This window comes from Rhodoferax sp. TH121, from assembly GCF_002251855.1.
In the GTDB taxonomy this organism is placed as follows: domain Bacteria; phylum Pseudomonadota; class Gammaproteobacteria; order Burkholderiales; family Burkholderiaceae_C; genus Allorhodoferax.
Genome location: NZ_NOXW01000020.1, coordinates 271,046 through 287,345, shown reverse-complemented (window position 1 = coordinate 287,345; position 16,300 = coordinate 271,046). Strand labels below are relative to the sequence as shown.

The 16,300-nt window shown below is 63.7% G+C and carries 19 protein-coding genes; 8 read left to right on the top strand and 11 right to left on the bottom strand.

The window, feature by feature from the left end:
• Window positions 1–72: 72 nt before the first annotated feature.
• Window positions 73–942 carry a ParA family protein gene (locus CHU94_RS07355; protein WP_094478296.1) on the top strand — a complete coding sequence of 290 codons (870 nt, stop codon included), beginning with the start codon at window positions 73–75 and terminating at the stop codon, window positions 940–942.
• A 13-nt stretch (window positions 943–955) separates the two neighbouring features.
• Here CHU94_RS07355 and CHU94_RS07350 read toward each other — a convergent pair whose 3' ends face one another.
• On the bottom strand, window positions 956–1,813 hold the full coding sequence (locus tag CHU94_RS07350) for a SirB1 family protein (protein ID WP_094479298.1): 858 nt from the start codon (window positions 1,811–1,813) through the stop codon (window positions 956–958).
• Window positions 1,814–1,827: 14 nt separating this feature from the next.
• Window positions 1,828–3,393 carry a murein biosynthesis integral membrane protein MurJ gene (gene murJ / locus CHU94_RS07345; protein WP_094478294.1) on the bottom strand — a complete coding sequence of 522 codons (1,566 nt, stop codon included), beginning with the start codon at window positions 3,391–3,393 and terminating at the stop codon, window positions 1,828–1,830.
• A gap of 129 nt (window positions 3,394–3,522) precedes the next feature.
• Between murJ and rpsT the strand changes: the two genes are divergently transcribed.
• A complete protein-coding gene (gene rpsT, locus CHU94_RS07340) occupies window positions 3,523–3,822 on the top strand; it encodes a 30S ribosomal protein S20 (protein WP_094478292.1) in 300 nt (99 codons plus the stop codon).
• Window positions 3,823–3,960: 138 nt separating this feature from the next.
• Here the strand turns inward: rpsT and CHU94_RS07335 are convergent, their stop codons facing one another.
• Window positions 3,961–4,275, bottom strand: coding sequence for a DUF3579 domain-containing protein (locus tag CHU94_RS07335; RefSeq protein ID WP_094478290.1), 315 nt, complete (start codon window positions 4,273–4,275; stop codon window positions 3,961–3,963).
• Window positions 4,276–4,513: 238 nt separating this feature from the next.
• Here CHU94_RS07335 and CHU94_RS07330 point away from each other — a divergent pair, with 238 nt between their 5' ends.
• From CHU94_RS07330 to CHU94_RS07320, 3 genes are read left to right on the top strand one after another with little or no spacing between them, the layout of a single operon-like run.
• On the top strand, window positions 4,514–5,731 hold the full coding sequence (locus CHU94_RS07330) for an aspartate aminotransferase family protein (protein ID WP_094478288.1): 1,218 nt from the start codon (window positions 4,514–4,516) through the stop codon (window positions 5,729–5,731).
• Window positions 5,728–6,699 carry an ornithine carbamoyltransferase gene (gene argF / locus CHU94_RS07325; protein ID WP_094478286.1) on the top strand — a complete coding sequence of 324 codons (972 nt, stop codon included), beginning with the start codon at window positions 5,728–5,730 and terminating at the stop codon, window positions 6,697–6,699. The genes CHU94_RS07330 and argF overlap by 4 nt, the downstream gene beginning before the upstream one ends.
• 6 nt (window positions 6,700–6,705) lie before the next feature.
• The gene (locus tag CHU94_RS07320) at window positions 6,706–7,059 is read left to right on the top strand and encodes a YkgJ family cysteine cluster protein (protein WP_094478284.1); all 354 of its coding nucleotides are present in this window, start codon (window positions 6,706–6,708) and stop codon (window positions 7,057–7,059) included.
• Here the strand turns inward: CHU94_RS07320 and CHU94_RS07315 are convergent.
• Window positions 7,019–7,495: an Lrp/AsnC family transcriptional regulator gene (locus CHU94_RS07315; protein ID WP_094478282.1), complete on the bottom strand. Its 477-nt coding sequence runs from the start codon at window positions 7,493–7,495 to the stop codon at window positions 7,019–7,021. The genes CHU94_RS07320 and CHU94_RS07315 overlap by 41 nt on opposite strands.
• 123 nt (window positions 7,496–7,618) lie before the next feature.
• Here CHU94_RS07315 and kynU point away from each other — a divergent pair, with 123 nt between their 5' ends.
• The 3 genes from kynU (at window position 7,619) to CHU94_RS07300 (ending at window position 10,932) form a co-directional block, all read left to right on the top strand.
• Window positions 7,619–8,902: a kynureninase gene (gene kynU, locus CHU94_RS07310; RefSeq protein ID WP_094478280.1), complete on the top strand. Its 1,284-nt coding sequence runs from the start codon at window positions 7,619–7,621 to the stop codon at window positions 8,900–8,902.
• Window position 8,903: 1 nt separating this feature from the next.
• Window positions 8,904–9,788 carry a tryptophan 2,3-dioxygenase gene (gene kynA / locus CHU94_RS07305; protein ID WP_094478278.1) on the top strand — a complete coding sequence of 295 codons (885 nt, stop codon included), beginning with the start codon at window positions 8,904–8,906 and terminating at the stop codon, window positions 9,786–9,788.
• A gap of 103 nt (window positions 9,789–9,891) precedes the next feature.
• Window positions 9,892–10,932 carry a zinc-dependent alcohol dehydrogenase family protein gene (locus CHU94_RS07300; RefSeq protein ID WP_094478276.1) on the top strand — a complete coding sequence of 347 codons (1,041 nt, stop codon included), beginning with the start codon at window positions 9,892–9,894 and terminating at the stop codon, window positions 10,930–10,932.
• Window positions 10,933–10,951: 19 nt separating this feature from the next.
• Here CHU94_RS07300 and CHU94_RS07295 read toward each other — a convergent pair whose 3' ends face one another.
• From CHU94_RS07295 to CHU94_RS07265, 7 genes are all read right to left on the bottom strand, one after another.
• The gene (locus tag CHU94_RS07295) at window positions 10,952–11,395 is read right to left on the bottom strand and encodes a nuclear transport factor 2 family protein (RefSeq protein WP_094478274.1); all 444 of its coding nucleotides are present in this window, start codon (window positions 11,393–11,395) and stop codon (window positions 10,952–10,954) included.
• Window positions 11,392–12,117 (bottom strand): alpha/beta fold hydrolase, encoded by a 726-nt coding sequence (locus CHU94_RS07290; RefSeq protein WP_094479296.1) that lies wholly within the window; start codon window positions 12,115–12,117, stop codon window positions 11,392–11,394. Before CHU94_RS07290 ends, CHU94_RS07295 begins: the two co-directional genes overlap by 4 nt.
• Before the next feature lie 2 nt (window positions 12,118–12,119).
• Window positions 12,120–13,292, bottom strand: coding sequence for an ABC transporter substrate-binding protein (locus CHU94_RS07285; RefSeq protein ID WP_094478272.1), 1,173 nt, complete (start codon window positions 13,290–13,292; stop codon window positions 12,120–12,122).
• 92 nt (window positions 13,293–13,384) lie between these two features.
• Window positions 13,385–14,608, bottom strand: coding sequence for a LysR family transcriptional regulator (locus CHU94_RS07280; protein WP_094478270.1), 1,224 nt, complete (start codon window positions 14,606–14,608; stop codon window positions 13,385–13,387).
• 5 nt (window positions 14,609–14,613) lie between these two features.
• Entirely contained in the window at window positions 14,614–15,426 is an 813-nt protein-coding gene (locus tag CHU94_RS07275; RefSeq protein WP_094478268.1) for a phytanoyl-CoA dioxygenase family protein, read from the bottom strand.
• A gap of 17 nt (window positions 15,427–15,443) precedes the next feature.
• Window positions 15,444–15,722 carry a hypothetical protein gene (locus CHU94_RS07270; protein WP_094478266.1) on the bottom strand — a complete coding sequence of 93 codons (279 nt, stop codon included), beginning with the start codon at window positions 15,720–15,722 and terminating at the stop codon, window positions 15,444–15,446.
• Window positions 15,723–15,755: 33 nt separating this feature from the next.
• Window positions 15,756–16,247, bottom strand: a complete 492-nt coding sequence (locus CHU94_RS07265) for a DinB family protein (protein ID WP_255033879.1) — start codon at window positions 16,245–16,247, stop codon at window positions 15,756–15,758.
• Window positions 16,248–16,300: the final 53 nt, after the last annotated feature.

Here is a 16,300-nt window from a genome sequence, read left to right as displayed (position 1 = left end):
GCAGCATCCATCTAGACTTTTGGCACTTTTTGCCCCAAACTTTGTGCTTCGTTGGTCACCACACGGAGCAGCATGCCGGTTATCGCAATCGTCAACCGCAAGGGCGGAAGTGGAAAAAGCACCCTGGCTACGCACTTGGCCGCCTGGCTGGCGCAACAAGGCGTGGCCGTCATGCTGGGGGATGTGGACCGCCAACAAAGCACCAAGGCCTGGCTCAAACGTCGGGCCTCCCACCTTCCCGCCATCTCGCCCTGGGCGCTGGACCAGAAGAACGTCTTGAAAGCGCCCCCCGGTGTGACCCATGTGGTGCTGGATACGCCGGGTGGCATGCAGGGTTTTGAATTGGCGCGCATCGTGATGTCGGCCGACGCTGTGGTCGTGCCGGTGTGCAACTCCCTGTTCGACCGCGAATCCGCCGCCGCCTGCCTGGCCGAGTTGTCCACTTTGCCCCGGGTTGCATCGGGACGTTGCCAGCTCGGTGTGGTAGGAATGCGGCTGGATGCCAGAACCAAAGGGGCCGAGACCTTACGCCAGTGGGCCGACGAACGCAAACTGAATTTTCTGGGTGTGCTGCGTGAAACCCAGGGCTATGTGCGGGGCCTGGAAACCGGCGTCACCTTGTTCGACACCGCCGGGCCATCGCAGCAAGCGGACTTGGCCCAATGGGAGCCCATCCTCGCATGGCTGCGCCCCATCGCTCGCCTCCAGCCCCCGGTGATCGCCGCCATCCCTGCCAGCAAACCCGCCGCCCAGCCCAGCACAGTGCAAGCGCCTCGGGCCGCCAGCCTGATGCCTGCACAAGAGTCCTTGGTGCACGGCAGCCGTCTGAGTGTGTTTGCCCCCGGCATCAAAACGGGACCTGACGGCGTTGTCGGGGTGGACTTGAATCGTGCACTGCCGGGCCAGGGCACTGTGGTGCCACAGTTTTTGCTACGCCACTAAAGGCAACCCACCGCTAGCTGGATCGCAACTGTTGCCGCAGCACACTGACCTGTTCGGCCACGGCATCTACATCCACCACGTGCTCCGCGTGCACCAGGTAGCACTCCAAATCAGCCAAGGCCTCGGCCCGGTGCCCCAGCGAGGCATGCACCAGCCCCCGATCGCGGTACTCGGACCACGACTCGGGCAAGAGCACCACCAGCCGCTCTTGCACGGCAAGCAGGCGCTGCCAATCCTCTTGTGACTTGTAGATTTCTTTGAGGTTGCGCAGCATGCGCGCCAAAATTTCGCGCGGCGTGGCCGACTGCAGGTACAGGCCCAGCGGTGCCTCAAAGGCATCTACCAATCCGCTGCGCTTGCGGTAAGGCTCCAGCATCTCCGACAGCTCTTCCCGGCTCAAGGATCGCCCGGTCAAGGGCTCGATCACGGCCTGCCCGATCGGCAGCATGACCTTGACCAGAAAATGCCCGGGAAAGCCCACACCATAGACCTCCAGCCCCAAGCCCTGGGCCAGCTCCATCCAGACCACGGCCAGCGAAATGGGGATGCCGCGGCGGGTGCGCAGAAGCACGCTGGGAAAGCTGTTGTCCGGGTCGTAAAAATTGTTGTGGTTGCCACCAAAGCCCAGGTCGTCGTAGAAAAAACGGTTCAGTACCCGCAAGCGCTGGATCGGCGGGGCATCGGCTGCCAGGCGGCGTTTCACACGGGCCAGCAGTTGATCCACCTCCCCGAGCACAGTTTGCGTGTCGGTTTCGGGGTATTCATCCTGCGCGAGGGTGATGGCAGCTTCAAACAGGGCAAAGTCGCTATCACTGCGCACGAGGGTGCCAAAGTAATCCAGCGGGGTTGGAATGGCGAATTGCAGGGCCATGGCAAGGTCTCCGTCTAGCGGCGCAACATCTGCCGCAGGTTCAGGCCAGCGGCCCATGCCGCGCCCAAGTACACCAGCATGGCACCACCCAACAGCAGGGTCAACCAGCCAATCCGCAGCATGCTCTGGCTGCGCAGCGCCACCCAGTCCACCAGGCCCGCGGCCCACAGCAGGTAAATCACCAGCAGCGCGCTCGCTGCCAACACCTGCAGCACAAACCGCCCCCAGCCCGCCTGCGGCCGGTAGCTGCCACGGCGCAGCAAACCGACCAAGAGCCATAGCGCATTGAGCATGGCACCCAAACCAATCGACAGCGACAAGCCCGCATGTTTGAACAGGGGTACCAGCCCGATGTTGAGCAACTGGGTCACGACCAGCACGACCACGGCAATCCGCACCGGCGTCTTGATGTCTTGGCTCGCGTAATAGCCCGGCGCCAGCACCTTGATGGCCACAATGCCCACCAAGCCCACACCCCAGCCCATCAAGGCCAGTGTGGTTTGCTGCACATCATGGGCGGTGAAGGCCCCATAGTGGTAGAGCACCGCCACCAGCGGTTTGGAAAACGCCAGCAAGCCAATCGCACAGGGCACAGACAGGAGCACCACAATGCGCAGCCCCCAGTCCAGCAGGGCCGAGTACTTGTCCGCATCGCCCGTAGCTTTGGCGCCAGCCAGCTGCGGCATCAGCACGACACCCAGCGCCACACCCAACATGGCGGTGGGAAATTCCATGAGCCGATCGGCATAAGTCAGCCAACTCACACTGCCAGTGGGCAGGTGCGACGCAATCTGGGTGTTGATCAGCAAGGAAATCTGCGCCACGCTGACCCCCAGCAGGGCCGGCAGCATGAGTTTGCCAATTCGGCGGGTCTCAGGGTCGGTCCAGGCCTCACGCAGCGCAGGCCCCATGAATCGCAGGCGGGGCAGCATGCCCAACCGCGCCAGGGCTGGAATCTGCACCGCCAGTTGCAGCACTCCGCCGACCATCACGCCGCCCGCCATGGCGTAAATGGGCTCAATGCCCCGTGCAGCCAACCACGGCACGCCCAACCACGCGGCAGTGATCATGGCCATGTTCAGCAGCACCGGTGTGGCCGCGGGCACGGCAAAGCGCTTCCAGGTATTCAGAATGCCGGACGACAAGGCCACCAGGGACATGAAGCCGATGTAGGGGAACATGAAGCGGGTCATCTGCACGGCAGCGTCGTACCCGGCTGCATCTTTTTGAAGGCCGCTGGCCATGGCCCACACCAATACCGGTGCCAGCAACACCCCCAACACACAGGTCAACAGCAAAGCCAACACCAGCAAGCTGGCGACGCGGTCCACCAACAGCTTGGTGGAGGCCTCTCCGTGCTGCGCCTTGTTGGCGGCCAGCACAGGCACAAAAGCCTGGCTAAAGGCGCCCTCGGCAAACAGGCGGCGAAACAAGTTGGGGATGCGGAATGCCACATTGAAGGCATCGGTCATGGCACTGGCGCCAAAGGCCGCTGCCACCAGCAGCTCGCGGGCCAGCCCGGTCACGCGGGAGGCCAGTGTCCACAGAGACACGGTAGATACAGATTTGATCAAGCTCACGCCGCCAAGTGTAGCCCCCTGCCGAAGCGCAAAGATGGCCTGCCCATGCCAGGATTTGGGCTTGCTTGGCGTTACTGGTACAATCGCGGGCTTTGCTGACAACATCCTCCAACACAAGGAATATTCAAAATGGCATCTGGTAAACCCAAGAAAAAGAACCCGCGCCTGGCGTCGGGCCGTAAACGCGTCCGTCAGGACATCAAAATCAACGCAGCGAACACTTCCCTGCGCTCCAAATACCGCACTGCGGTGAAGAACGTGGAAAAAGCAGTTGTGGCTGGTGACAAGACCAAAGCCGCTGAACTGTTTGCCAAGATGCAAGCTGTCGTCGACACCGTCGCCGACAAGGGCATCTTCCACAAGAACAAAGCAGCCCGCGACAAGAGCCGTTTGGCTACCAAGGTGAAAGCCTTGGCACTCGCCGCCTAATCATTTAGGCAATCGCACGAGTCCTGCTGGCCAGGATTCGCCGTTTGTAGTGGGTGCGCTGTCAGCAAAAGCAAAAAAGCCGTTCATCTGAACGGCTTTTTTGTTTCTGGTTTCTCTGGATTTGCGCCAGGCGCAGTGCTATGCGCGCGGAGGAATTTCAGGACGGGTTTCGCTAACCTGCAACTCGTTGTCACGCGCGAAGTTCAGGCAAAAGTCCCAGGCCATCACATCGTAGTCGCGCAGGTCGCTGTGCACGATCACGCACTTGGTCTGGCCAATCGAGGTGGGCACGCACCAGGGGGAGTAACCCAAGTGGCTGCCAGGCTGCGGGCCGCCAGGGCGAAACTGGCTCATGACACCTGCCAAGCGCTCTGCCCAGTCGCTGGGGCGAAACGTCTTGCCTTGCAAGGTCAGTCCCAGGATGTAGAGTTCTTTGGAAGGAGTGGAGGCCATCAGGTTGAGAATAAAAGCAGCGGAACGCAATAGCCAGATGCCGTGCTGCGCCGCACAAGATTCTACCCGCTCCGCTGTCGTCAGGATGACAAAGCAGCAATGCCGCCGCGCATCACTGTGATGTGTATTTGTCACGAAACTGGCATAGGCCATGCGCCTAGAATCAGGCTTCAACGGCCCAACCTGCCTTTGTTCAAGTTGGGCCGCCTTGTTTTTTAACCACCCCCGGAGTTATTGCATGACCGCCGCTCTCGCCACCTCGCCGTCTTCACCCCACGTGATGAACACCTACGGCCGACTGCCCGTCGCCCTGAGCCATGGACGAGGCTGCCGCGTATGGGATGTGAATGGCAAGGAATACCTGGACGGCCTGGGTGGCATTGCCGTCAACACGGTGGGGCACAACCATCCGCAGCTGGTGGCTGCGCTGCAAGACCAGGTCACCAAGCTGATCCACACCTCCAACTACTACCACGTGCCCCTGCAGGAAGAACTGGCCAAGCTTTTGGTGGAACGTTCGGGCATGACCAACGTGTTCTTCTGCTCCACCGGACTGGAAGCCAACGAAGCCGCTCTCAAGCTGGCGCGCAAGTTCGGCCACGACAAGGGCATAGAACGCCCAGAAGTGGTTGTCTATGAGAAAGCCTTCCATGGCCGCTCCATTGCCACCCTCAGCGCCACGGGCAACCCCAAGGTGCAGGCTGGCTTTGGCCCGCTGGTGGAAGGATTTATCCGCGTGCCGGTCAACAACATTGACGCACTGAAAAAGGCCACCGAAGGCAACCCCAATGTAGTGGCAGTGTTCTTTGAGGCCATTCAGGGCGAAGGTGGCGTGAACCCCATGCACATGGACTACTTGCGCGACGTGCGCGCCCTGTGCGACCAGCGCGACTGGCTGCTGATGATTGACGAAGTGCAGTGCGGCATGGGCCGTACCGGCAAATGGTTTGCCCACCAGTGGGCCGGAATCCAGCCCGACGTGATGCCTCTGGCCAAAGGCCTGGGCTCCGGCGTCCCCGTCGGCGCTGTGGTGGTCGGCCCCAAGGCCGCCAACATCTTCCAGCCGGGCAACCACGGCTCCACCTTTGGCGGCAACCCGCTGGCCATGCGCGCTGGGGTCGAAACCATCCGCATCATGGAGGCCGAAGGCCTGCTGGCCAATGCAGAAAAGGTGGGCCAACACCTCAAGGCCGGGCTGGAAGCCGCCTTGAAAGCCGAGCTGGCCAACGGCAGCGTGAAAGAAGTCCGCGGCCAGGGCTTGATGCTGGGTATTGATCTGGCCAAGCCCTGCGGTACGCTGGTACAGCGGGCGCTGGATGCCGGCCTGCTCATCAGCGTGACCGCCGACACCGTGGTGCGCCTAGTGCCGCCTCTGATTTTGAGCACGGCCGAGGCCGACCAGATCGTGGCTATTTTGACACCGCTGATTTCTGCTCTACTGAAGGAGTCCGCATGAGCCCCCTCAACCAAGGTATCCCCAGCACCCTGCCCCAAGGTGCGCCACCCGTGCGGCATTACCTGCAGTTTGACGACTTCACAGCCGACGAATACGCCTACCTGCTGGAACGTGCGGCCTTCATCAAGCGCAAGTTCAAAACCTTCGAGCGCCACCACACCTTGGTGGACCGCACGCTGGCCATGATCTTTGAGAAAGCCTCCACCCGCACACGCGTGAGCTTTGAGGCCGGTATGTACCAGCTGGGTGGCAGCGTGGTGCACCTCACCACAGGCGACAGCCAACTGGGCCGCTCCGAGCCGATCGAGGACAGCGCCAAGGTCATCAGCCGCATGACCGACATCGTGATGATCCGCACCTTCGAGCAGACCAAGTTGGAAGCCTTTGCCGCCAACTCGCGGGTACCGGTCATCAACGGCCTGACCAACGAGTTCCACCCCTGCCAAATCCTGGCCGACATCTTCACCTACATCGAGCACCGCGGCCCCATCGAAGGCAAGACGGTGACTTGGGTGGGCGACGGCAACAACATGGCCAACACCTGGCTGCAGGCTGCCGCGATCATGGGCTTCCATCTGCGCGTCTCCACCCCCAGCGGCTACGAAGTCAATGAAAAATTGGCTGCTAGCGCTCATGGAATGGGCGCGGGCAGCTATAAAACCTATAGCGACCCGCTGGAAGCCTGCCGCGGTGCTGACCTCATCACCACCGATGTGTGGACCAGCATGGGCTTTGAGGCCGAGAACGAAGTCCGCCGCAAAGCGTTTGCCGCCTGGTGCGTGGACCGCAAGATGATGGCCGTGGCCGCACCCGACGCCCTCTTCATGCACTGCCTGCCCGCCCACCGCGGCGAAGAGGTCGAGGCTGAAGTGATCGACGGCCCGCAGAGCGTGGTCTGGGACGAAGCCGAAAACCGTATGCATGTGCAGAAGGCCCTGATGGAGTACCTGCTGCTGGGCAAGCTCTGAGCACGTATGTCTGCCTGCACCACGTGCGGTGCCTGCTGCGCGTGCTTCCGTGTCGAGTTTTCAGTCTACGAGATGGACTTTGCCGGCGGCACCGTGCCCGCCGGCTTGGCGCATGAAGTCAGTGGCAACCGCTGGCGCATGAATGGCACCGCTGAAGTGCCCATTCGCTGTACCGCACTGACAGGCAAACTGGGTGAGCAAGTGGGCTGCAGCATCTACGCACTGCGCCCGGCTCCCTGCCATGAACTGACCGAGGGCAGCGAAGCCTGCGCACGGGCTCGCGCAAACCGAGGCCTGCCGCCGCTCGACCCAACGCCCATCACTCCAGCGGAACCGGCAGATCCGCCATCTGTCCCTTGAATTCTTGTAACGAAAAATGCGACTGCACCTGCCGCACACCCGGCAGGCGGTGCAGCTTGCGTTGCAGCAACTCCGAATAGTGGTCCAGATCGCGCGCCACCAGCCCCACCAGAAAGTCTGCCTGCCCTGAGATCGCGTGGAACTGCACCACCTCTGGGATCTCGGACACCGCTTCTACAAAAGCCTGGGACGAGGCTTCATTCTGGTGGTCGATGCCGATCAGCACAAAGGCCAGCACGCTGTAGCCCAGCGCCCGACGGTCCAGCGCGGCGTGGTAACCCTTGATGGTGCCGGCCTCTTCCAGCTGCTTGACGCGCCGCCAGGTGGGCGATTGCGACAAATGGGCCATCTGCGCCAGCTCACCCGAGGTGAGGCGGGCGTTGTCTTGCAAAGCCCGCAGCAGCAGGCGGTCGGCTTTATCGGTGACTTGCTGCATAAATTTTTCTCCAAACGATCTTCAAAGACTAACTTAGTCCATTTTCTGAATATTGAAGATTAGATATCAACCTTTCAAAGCCCTCAACACATAATTTCGCAAAACCACCCACGTTGAGACACCATGACCACTCCCCTCACCCTGAACGACTGCCGCGCCCGTGATGCGGCCGACACCCTGCGCCCGCTGCGCGACCTGTTCGATATTCCCAAAGGCGTGATCTACCTCGACGGCAACTCGCTGGGCGTGATGCCCAAAACCGCCGCCGCACGTGCCGCTGAAGTCGTCACCCAGGAATGGGGCCAGGGTCTGATCCGCTCGTGGAACACGGCCGGCTGGTTCAGCCTGCCGCAGCGCCTGGGCAACCGTATCGCCCCGCTGATCGGAGCGGATGCGGATGAAGTGGTGGCTACCGACAGCACATCCATCAACCTGTTCAAGGTCCTGTCCGCAGCCATGTCCATTGCTGCGCAAGACGCGCCGCAGCGCAAGCTCATCGTGAGCGAGCGCAGCAACTTCCCCACCGACCTCTACATCGCCGAAGGCCTGTGCAAAGAGCGCGGCTACACCCTCAAACTGGTGGAACCAGAAGAGATTGCTGCCGCACTGACTGCCGACGTGGCGGTGCTGATGCTCACCCACGTGAACTACCGCACCGGCGCCATGCACGACATGCCCGCCGTGACCGCCGCCGCCCACGCCGCTGGCGCTTTGATGATTTGGGATCTGGCGCACAGCGCGGGCGCCGTGCCGGTCACGCTCAAGGCCTCGGGCGCCGACTTCTCGGTGGGCTGCGGCTACAAGTACCTGAACGGCGGCCCCGGCGCGCCGGCCTTTGTGTGGGTACACCCCAAACATGCCGACCGCTTCTGGCAGCCGCTATCCGGCTGGTGGGGCCATGCGGCTCCCTTTGCCTTCACGCCAGACTACCAGCCCGCCCCCGGCATCACGCGTTACCTCTGCGGCACCCAACCCATCGTCAGCATGTCGCTGCTGGGCTGTGGCCTGGAAGGCTTTGAAGCAGCAGAGAAGCTCGGTGGCATGGAAGCCCTGCGTGCCAAGTCATTGGCACTGACCGACCTGTTTATTCAATTGGTCGAAGAGCGCTGCGCTGGACACGGCCTGGGCCTGGCCACGCCGCGTGACCATGCGCAGCGCGGCTCACAGGTCTGCCTCACCCGGGATGAAGGTGCGTTTGCCATCGTGCAGGCCCTCATCGCACGCGGCGTCATCGGCGACTACCGCGCCGGCGATGGCGGCAAGCACAAGGACATACTGCGCTTTGGCTTTACGCCGCTGTACATTGGCTTTGAGGATGTCTGGAATGCCGTGGAACATCTGCGCCAGGTGCTGGAAACCGAAGAATGGAAGCGCCCCGAGTTCAACCAGAAACATGCGGTGACCTGACATGAACAACACCACTTCTGGCTGCCCCATGCACGGCGCTTCGGCCACCTCCGCCGGCGAGTCCATCGTCGCCGAAGAAAAAGCCCAGCTCGACTTCAGCAAGACCATGAGCTATGGCGACTACCTGCAGATCGACACCATCCTGTCGGCGCAGCACACCTTGTCGCCCACGCACGACGAGCTGCTCTTCATCATCCAGCACCAGACCAGCGAGCTGTGGATGAAGCTCATGCTGCATGAGCTCACTGCCGCCATGCGCCACATCGCCCAGGACGACCTGCCACCGGCCTTCAAGATGTTGGCGCGTGTGAGCAAAATCATGGAGCAACTGGTCCACGCCTGGGACGTGCTGGCCACCATGACGCCGCCCGAATACACCGCCATGCGGCCCTACCTGGGCCAGAGCAGCGGGTTCCAGAGCTTTCAGTACCGCTGCATCGAGTTCTCGTTGGGCAACAAAAACGCCGCCATGCTCAAGCCCCACGCCCATGCGCCCGAGCGCCTGGCACTGGTGCAGGCCGCATACGAGGCGCCCTCGCTGTACGACGAAGCCCTCAAGCTCATGGCCCGCCGCGGCATTGCAGTGCCCGCCAGCCACTTGGCGCGCGACTGGACCCAGCCCTACGCGGCCAGCCCCGAAGTCGAGGCCGCCTGGCTGCAGGTCTACCGCGACCCCAAGGCACACTGGGACCTGTACCAACTGGCCGAGGAACTGACCGACCTGGAAGACGCCTTCCGCCTCTGGCGCTTCCGCCATGTCACCACCGTGGAGCGCGTCATCGGCTTCAAACGCGGCACCGGTGGCACCGGCGGCGTGAGCTACCTGCGCAAGATGCTGGACGTGGTGTTGTTCCCCGAGATCTGGACGCTGCGCACAGCGCTGTAGGCGATTACAAGCGAAATTGACTGCTAGCGCCCACCGAATGTGCGCGAGCAGCTATTCATTTGATAGCATGTGAGTTATCTCAACGCCCCCACAAGGACCTCCCATGCAAGCCGTCGTCTACGAAGCCTTCTCCGCCCCACCCCGCCTGCAAACCGTGCCGGACCCGACGCCCGAGACGCATGGCGTGGTGGTGAAGGTGCAGGCCACGGGCGTGTGCCGCAGCGACTGGCATGGCTGGGTGGGGCATGACACCGACATCGTGTTGCCCCATGTGCCCGGCCACGAGTTGGCTGGCACGGTGGAGGCCGTGGGCAAAGACGTCACCCGTTGGAAGGTGGGCGACCGCGTCACCGTGCCCTTTGTGGGCGGCTGCGGCAGCTGCCCGGAGTGCCACTCCGGCAACCAGCAGGTGTGCGAAAAGCAATTCCAACCCGGCTTCACGCACTGGGGTTCGTTCGCGCAATATGTGTCCATCCACAAGGCGGATCTGAACCTTGTGGCCCTGCCCGAGAGCCTGGACTTTGCCACTGCCGCCAGCCTGGGCTGCCGCTTTGTGACGTCCTTCCGCGCGGTGGTCGATCAGGGCAAGACCTCAGCAGGCCAATGGGTGGCGGTGCACGGCTGTGGCGGCGTAGGCCTGTCGGCCATCATGATTGCCCACGCGGTGGGCGCCAATGTGGTGGCCATCGACATCTCGGAAGACAAGCTCGCGATGGCGCGCGCCATGGGTGCGGTGGCCACGGTCAACGCCACCCAAGTGGCCAACGTGGTCGAAGCGGTGATGGAGATCACCCAGGGCGGTGCCCATGTGTCGCTGGACGCGCTGGGCCACCCCACGACCTGCTTCAACTCCATCAGCAATTTGCGCCGGCGCGGCAAGCATGTGCAGGTGGGGCTGATGCTGGCCGAGAACAGCACGCCTGCCATCCCCATGGCCAAGGTCATTGCCCATGAGCTGGAGATTCTGGGCAGCCACGGCATGCAGGCCCACCGCTACGGCGCCATGCTGGACATGGTGCGCACCGGCAAGCTGGCCCCTGAAAAGCTGGTGGGTAAGAAGATCAACCTGCAGCAGTCCATAGCCGCACTGATGAACATGGACAAGTTCGAGGTGGCGGGCGTGACCGTCGTTACCGAGTTCTGACGCGAACAAGTCGCAGGCTTCACCCACCCTGGCGGTACAACATGAAAAGCGCCCGGCGGCTGCGGATGCGCCAGCCCTCGGGGGTGTGCTCCAGCAGGTCCACAAACTCGCCCACCTGGCTGGTCGCGTCGGCCAAGCGTCCCTGTGGGGTGGAAGGGCTGCTGTGGCGGCCGGTCCATAACAACACTTTGCTGCGGGCTTGCGCCGTGCCGGCCTGCAGGTCCACACTCACCTGCTGGTTGCACACCAGGTGCAGGGTCAGGCGGTCGGGGTCGCGGCTGGCGTAGGTCTGGGCGATGGCCGCACGGCCTTGCAACACACTGCCGTCCGGCCGCACCAGCGTGCCTTCGGGCACAAACAGCGCGGCAAAACCTTGTGCATCCCCACGGTCCACCGCGTCAGCGCCTTGCAGCACCAGCGCGCGGCATGCGGCTTCGGCAGCCAATACCTCCAGCGTGCTCATGCTGCCGTCTTGGCCAACCAGCGCGTCAGGCTGGCAGCCACATCTGCCGCCCGCTCCATCGGTGCCATGTGGCCGGCGTGGCCAATCACATCCAGCACCGCGTGCGGCGCCAGCGCCTGCATGTCGGCATGCTGCGCCGGGGGCGACCAGCTGTCTTGCGCGCCGCACTGCAGCAGCGTGGGCACGGCCAGCGCGCGCAACACATCGCTGGCATCGAGCCGCGCCAGCAGCGCTTCAATTTGCGCGGCAAACACATCGGCGCTTTTGCGCGCAAACATGGCCACCACGGCTTCTATCAGCGCCGCATCCTGCAACCGGTCGGGGTGCACCATGCCCTGCACCCAGGTTTGGGCCATGGCACGTACGCCCTGGTTGCGCGCCACTTCCAGCAATGCATGGCGTTTGGCAGCCTCTTGTGCACCGGCCTCACCCGCTGCGCGCGGCAGGTGGCCCGTGTCCATCAGCGCTACGCCGGTCACGCGCTGGGGTGCCTGGCGCAGCAGTTCCATGGCAACGCGCCCGCCCATGGAATGGCCGGCCACGGCAAACCGCTCCGCGGGTGCGCTCTGCAGCACCCCACGCGCCATGGCGCCCAGGCTATTGGCCATGCCGTAGTCGGCCACCCACGGCATAGTGCCCGCGGGCAGGTGGGCCAACAACGGCTCCCACACCCCGGCGTCACACATCAGGCCGGGCAGTAAAACGAGAGTCTGCACACCCATCTTCACTTGCCCGCCTTGGCCGGGTCCTTCACTGCGGTGAAGGTTTGCACTTCGGTGTTCCAGAGCTGACCACCCACTTTCTCTACCCTGCGCACATAGATGTTGTGCACCACGTCGCGCGTCTGTGGGTCGATGGTGAGCGGGCCGCGCGGGCTCTCAAAGCTCTGGCCTTTCATGGCGGCCAGCAGCGCATCGCCCGTGCCGCCCTGTGTGGCCTTGGCCGCCTCATAGATCACACGCATGCCGTCATAGGCGCCCACCGCCATGAAGTTGGGGCGCAGGCCGCTGTTGGCCTTGCCAAAGGCTTCCACAAACTTTTTGTTGAGTGCCGAGTTGTGTGCAGCCGAGTAATGGTGCGCCGTCACCACGCCCAGCGCCACATCTCCCATGCCGTCCAGAATGTCATCGTCTGTCACGCTGCCCTCGGCAATCACGCGAATGCCCGCCTTGTCCATGCCGCGCTCTGCAAACTGCTTCATCAGCGCCGTGCCCACACCGGCGGGCACAAAGGTAAACAGCGCGTCGGGTTTGGCATCGCGCACCTTCTGCAAGAACGGCGCAAAGTCCGGGCTGCGCAGTGGCACCCGCAGCGACTCCACCACCACCCCGCCCTGCGCCACAAAACGCTGGTTGAACCAGGTCTCGGAATCCACGCCCGGTGCGTAGTCGGTCACCAAGGTCACCACCTTGCGAATGTCGTTCTTGACCGCCCAGTCCGCCAGGATGGTCACCACCTGCGGCACCGTGAAACTGCTGCGCACGATGTAGGGCGAGGCCTCGGTGATGCTGGAGGTGGCCGCCGCCATCACCACCATCGGCGTTTTGGACTGGGTGGCAATGGTGGCACTGGCCATGGCGAGAGGCGTGAGGCCAAACCCGGCCAGCACATTCACTTTTTCGTTCACCACCAGCTCCTGCGCCAGGCGCTTGCTCACGTCAGCCACGCCGGTGTCGTCTTTCACAATCAGCTGCACTTTTTTGCCACCCACGGTGTCGCCGTTCTGGGCGATGTAGAGGCGCGCTGCGCTCTCCAGCTGCTTGCCGGTGCTGGCAAAGGGGCCAGTCAGAGGCAGCAGCAGGCCGATCTTGAACGTGTTGTCTTGCGCCCAGGCCATGCTGAGGCTGGCGGCCAGCGCGGTGACTGCGGCGGTGCGGATGAAGGTGCGTTTTTGCATGGGTGTGTCTCCGGTTATTTGTGTCCGGCACCAGTGTGCAAGCGCGGCCGCAGCGCGTCCAATGCAAAGACTTGCTGACCTATGCAATCTGCTTATGGCACCTGACCCGACCCTAGCGCCCCACCCACCTGCCGCAAGATACCCTGCCACTGCGCGGCAGCCGGTGTGGGCAGGTAGCTGCTGCGCCACAAGGCGCCAATCTGCCGCTGCGCATGCTGCACTGGCAAGGGCAGCTCCACCAGCAAGCCCGCTGCTATTTCGCGCGCCACCTGGCGTGGCGACATCAGGGCCAGACGGTCGCTGTCCTGCAGCATGGCCAGCATCATCAATGCGCTGTTGGCCCGCACCTGTGCGGTCGGTGCAGGCAAACCGGCAGCATGCAGCATTTGTGCAAATGCCTTTTCAGCCGGGGTGTTGGGCATGGGCATGACCCACTGCGCCGCGCGCAGCGCCGTCCAGCCCAGGCGGCGGCGCTGGGCCAGCGGGTGGCCTGCACGCGCTACCACAGCCAGGCGGTCTTCAAACAGCAGCTCCTGACTCAGGTCGGGCGCGGGTGGTGCACTGCGCAGCGCGCCCACAATGCAGTCCAGCTCCGCATGGCGCAGCTGCGCCACCAGTGCATCAAAGGTGCCGTCAATCAGCACCAGTTGCACATGCGGCTGCTGCGCCAGCAGCTGCTCCACCGCCGGGGCCAGCAGCATGGTGGTGGAAAACGGCAATGTCCCCACCACCAGCCGCCCTTGCAGGGCCGCGCCCGGTTCGGGCCATTCGTCCACCGCCTGGCGTAGCTCGGCCTGGGCCAGCTTGTTGGCGAGCAGCAGGCCTTCGCCCGCCTCGTCCAGACGCAAACCACTGCGTGCGCGAATAAACAGCGGCGCCGCCACCATGTGCTCCAGCTGCTGCAGGCTCTGGTGCACGGCAGGCTGACTCACGCCCAGTTGCAGCGCGGCACGCCCTTCGCTGCCCGTATCCACCAGCGCCTGCAGCACCTGCAAATGCCGCGCCGCCACACCCAGTGCCAACGGACTGTGGTGCCAGGCGGCAGCCGCACTGCGTGTGCGGTGCCGGTCGGCATCGGCCAGCAACTGCAAGGCCCGCGTGGCCCGCAACGCCAGCTGGCGGCCCCGCCCCGTGGGCTGCATGCCGCGCCCCACGCGCTCAAACAAGGGGCTGCCCAGTGCAGCTTCGAGCTGCTGCACCGCACGGACGACGGAGGACTGCGCCACATGCAAGAGCGTGGCCGCGCGCTGGCTGCTGCCCGCCTGAGCCACGGCCGCCAAGGCGCGCAGCAAGCGCAAATGCGGCAGCAGCTCCATGCGGCCTAGCGCCAGTTCAGCAAGGGAAACATCGCGTCATCCATCACCGCGCCATCGGGCAGTCGGTCCGCCAGGCCCGCAAACGGCGGCGAGGTGCGCCAGCTGCGCACCGCGTGGCGTGCGTCATCGCCCAGGTAGCGGGCCGAGAACACCCGCCGCCGCGTGCCCGGCCCCACGCCACTGCTGGCGTGCAGCGTGAGCATATGGAAGGCCACCGCATCGCCCGGCTGCAGCGCCCAGCCCAGCTGTTCAAACTGGTCGGGATTCGCGTCAATCTGCGGCAGCTCGGCCAGCGCGCCTTCGGGAAACCACTTGGCCTGCAGATCGCGAAAGGTGCGCGGCATGTACCAGGTTCCCGCGTGGGAGCCGGCCACAAACCGCAGCGTGCTCTCCAGCGGCACCGGGTCCACCGGTATCCAGAAGCTCACGTTCTGCCGGCCTGCCACGTTGTAGTAGGGCTGGTCCTGGTGCCAGGGCGTGGGCTGGCGCGTGCCCGGCTCTTTCACCAGCAAGTGGTCGTGGTAGATACGCACCGTCTCGCTCTGCATCAGCTGCGCCGCAACGCGGGGCAAGGCACTGTGTTGCATCAGGTGCGCGTAGTCAGGGTTGTGCTGCCAGGTGCAAAAGTCTTCCACAAACTTGCCCGGGTCATCGGCCTGGCTGGCCACCTGCGCCAGCGGGCTCAGGTGGGCCAGGTTGTATTCAATGCCCCGCTCCAGCTGGGCCACCTCCGCGGGCTTAAGCACACCGCGCAGCACTACGGCGCCTTGGCGCGCGTAGTCGCTCACGGTGGAATCTGGCAAGGTGTAGTCACGCATGGTGCCGACTCCCCGTCCTACGCCGCCCCGCCCTGCGCCAGCGCCTGCTGCATGCCCGGCGCGTAGTCGGTGTAAATCCACTGCGCAATCACCTCGGGCGTCATGGTGTCGGGGTGGCCGGCCTCTTCGCTCACGCGGGCCACTTCTTCGGCGCCGGTGAGGGTGCCCACAAACATCTGCAGCACGGCCTGCAAGCCGCCCTGCGCCAGTGCGGCGTCGCCCAGGGCTTTGAGTGCTTCCCAGGCTTGGGCTTCAGAGGTGGCACTGTTGGAAACATAAGGGGTGGTAGCAGGCATGTGGTGTCTCGTGTAGCAATAAGGAAAGGCGCCTCAGCCCTGCCGTCTGGCAGGCTCACGCTGGTGCAAAAACTTGGTGAGCAGATCGCGCGGCGGCGTGACGGCGATGGATTTCAGAATCTGCCCCACGTTGCCACGGTGGTAGGCCCCGTGGGTGAGCACATGGAACAGCATCTCCTCGCGCGTCATGCGCCCGGCGTCGCCATCGGTGAACTGGAAGGCCAGGCTGTCTGCCAATGCGGCCTCATTCAGCCCGGCCAGGTAGGCCTCGAACCACAGGTCCGTCTCGGCAGCGGCAAAGTGCAGCTCGCCCAGTTCGGGCGTCTCTACCGTATTGCTCTGGGTGTAGCCGTGCGGCTCACCAAGCAGGTGCGCCCGAAAAATGCGGTCCACCACATAAATGTGGTTCAGCATGCGGATGGCCGTGTGCAGCGGCTCGGCGTGCTGGGTCGAGTCCACCGTGGCCATGCAGTCGTAGAGCTCGGCATTGGCCCAAGTCTTTTGGGCATACAGGGTTTTCAACATGGCAAGGGACACGGCGGGCTCCAGGGTGGCTGGCTAAGGGGTCTGCCTATTAT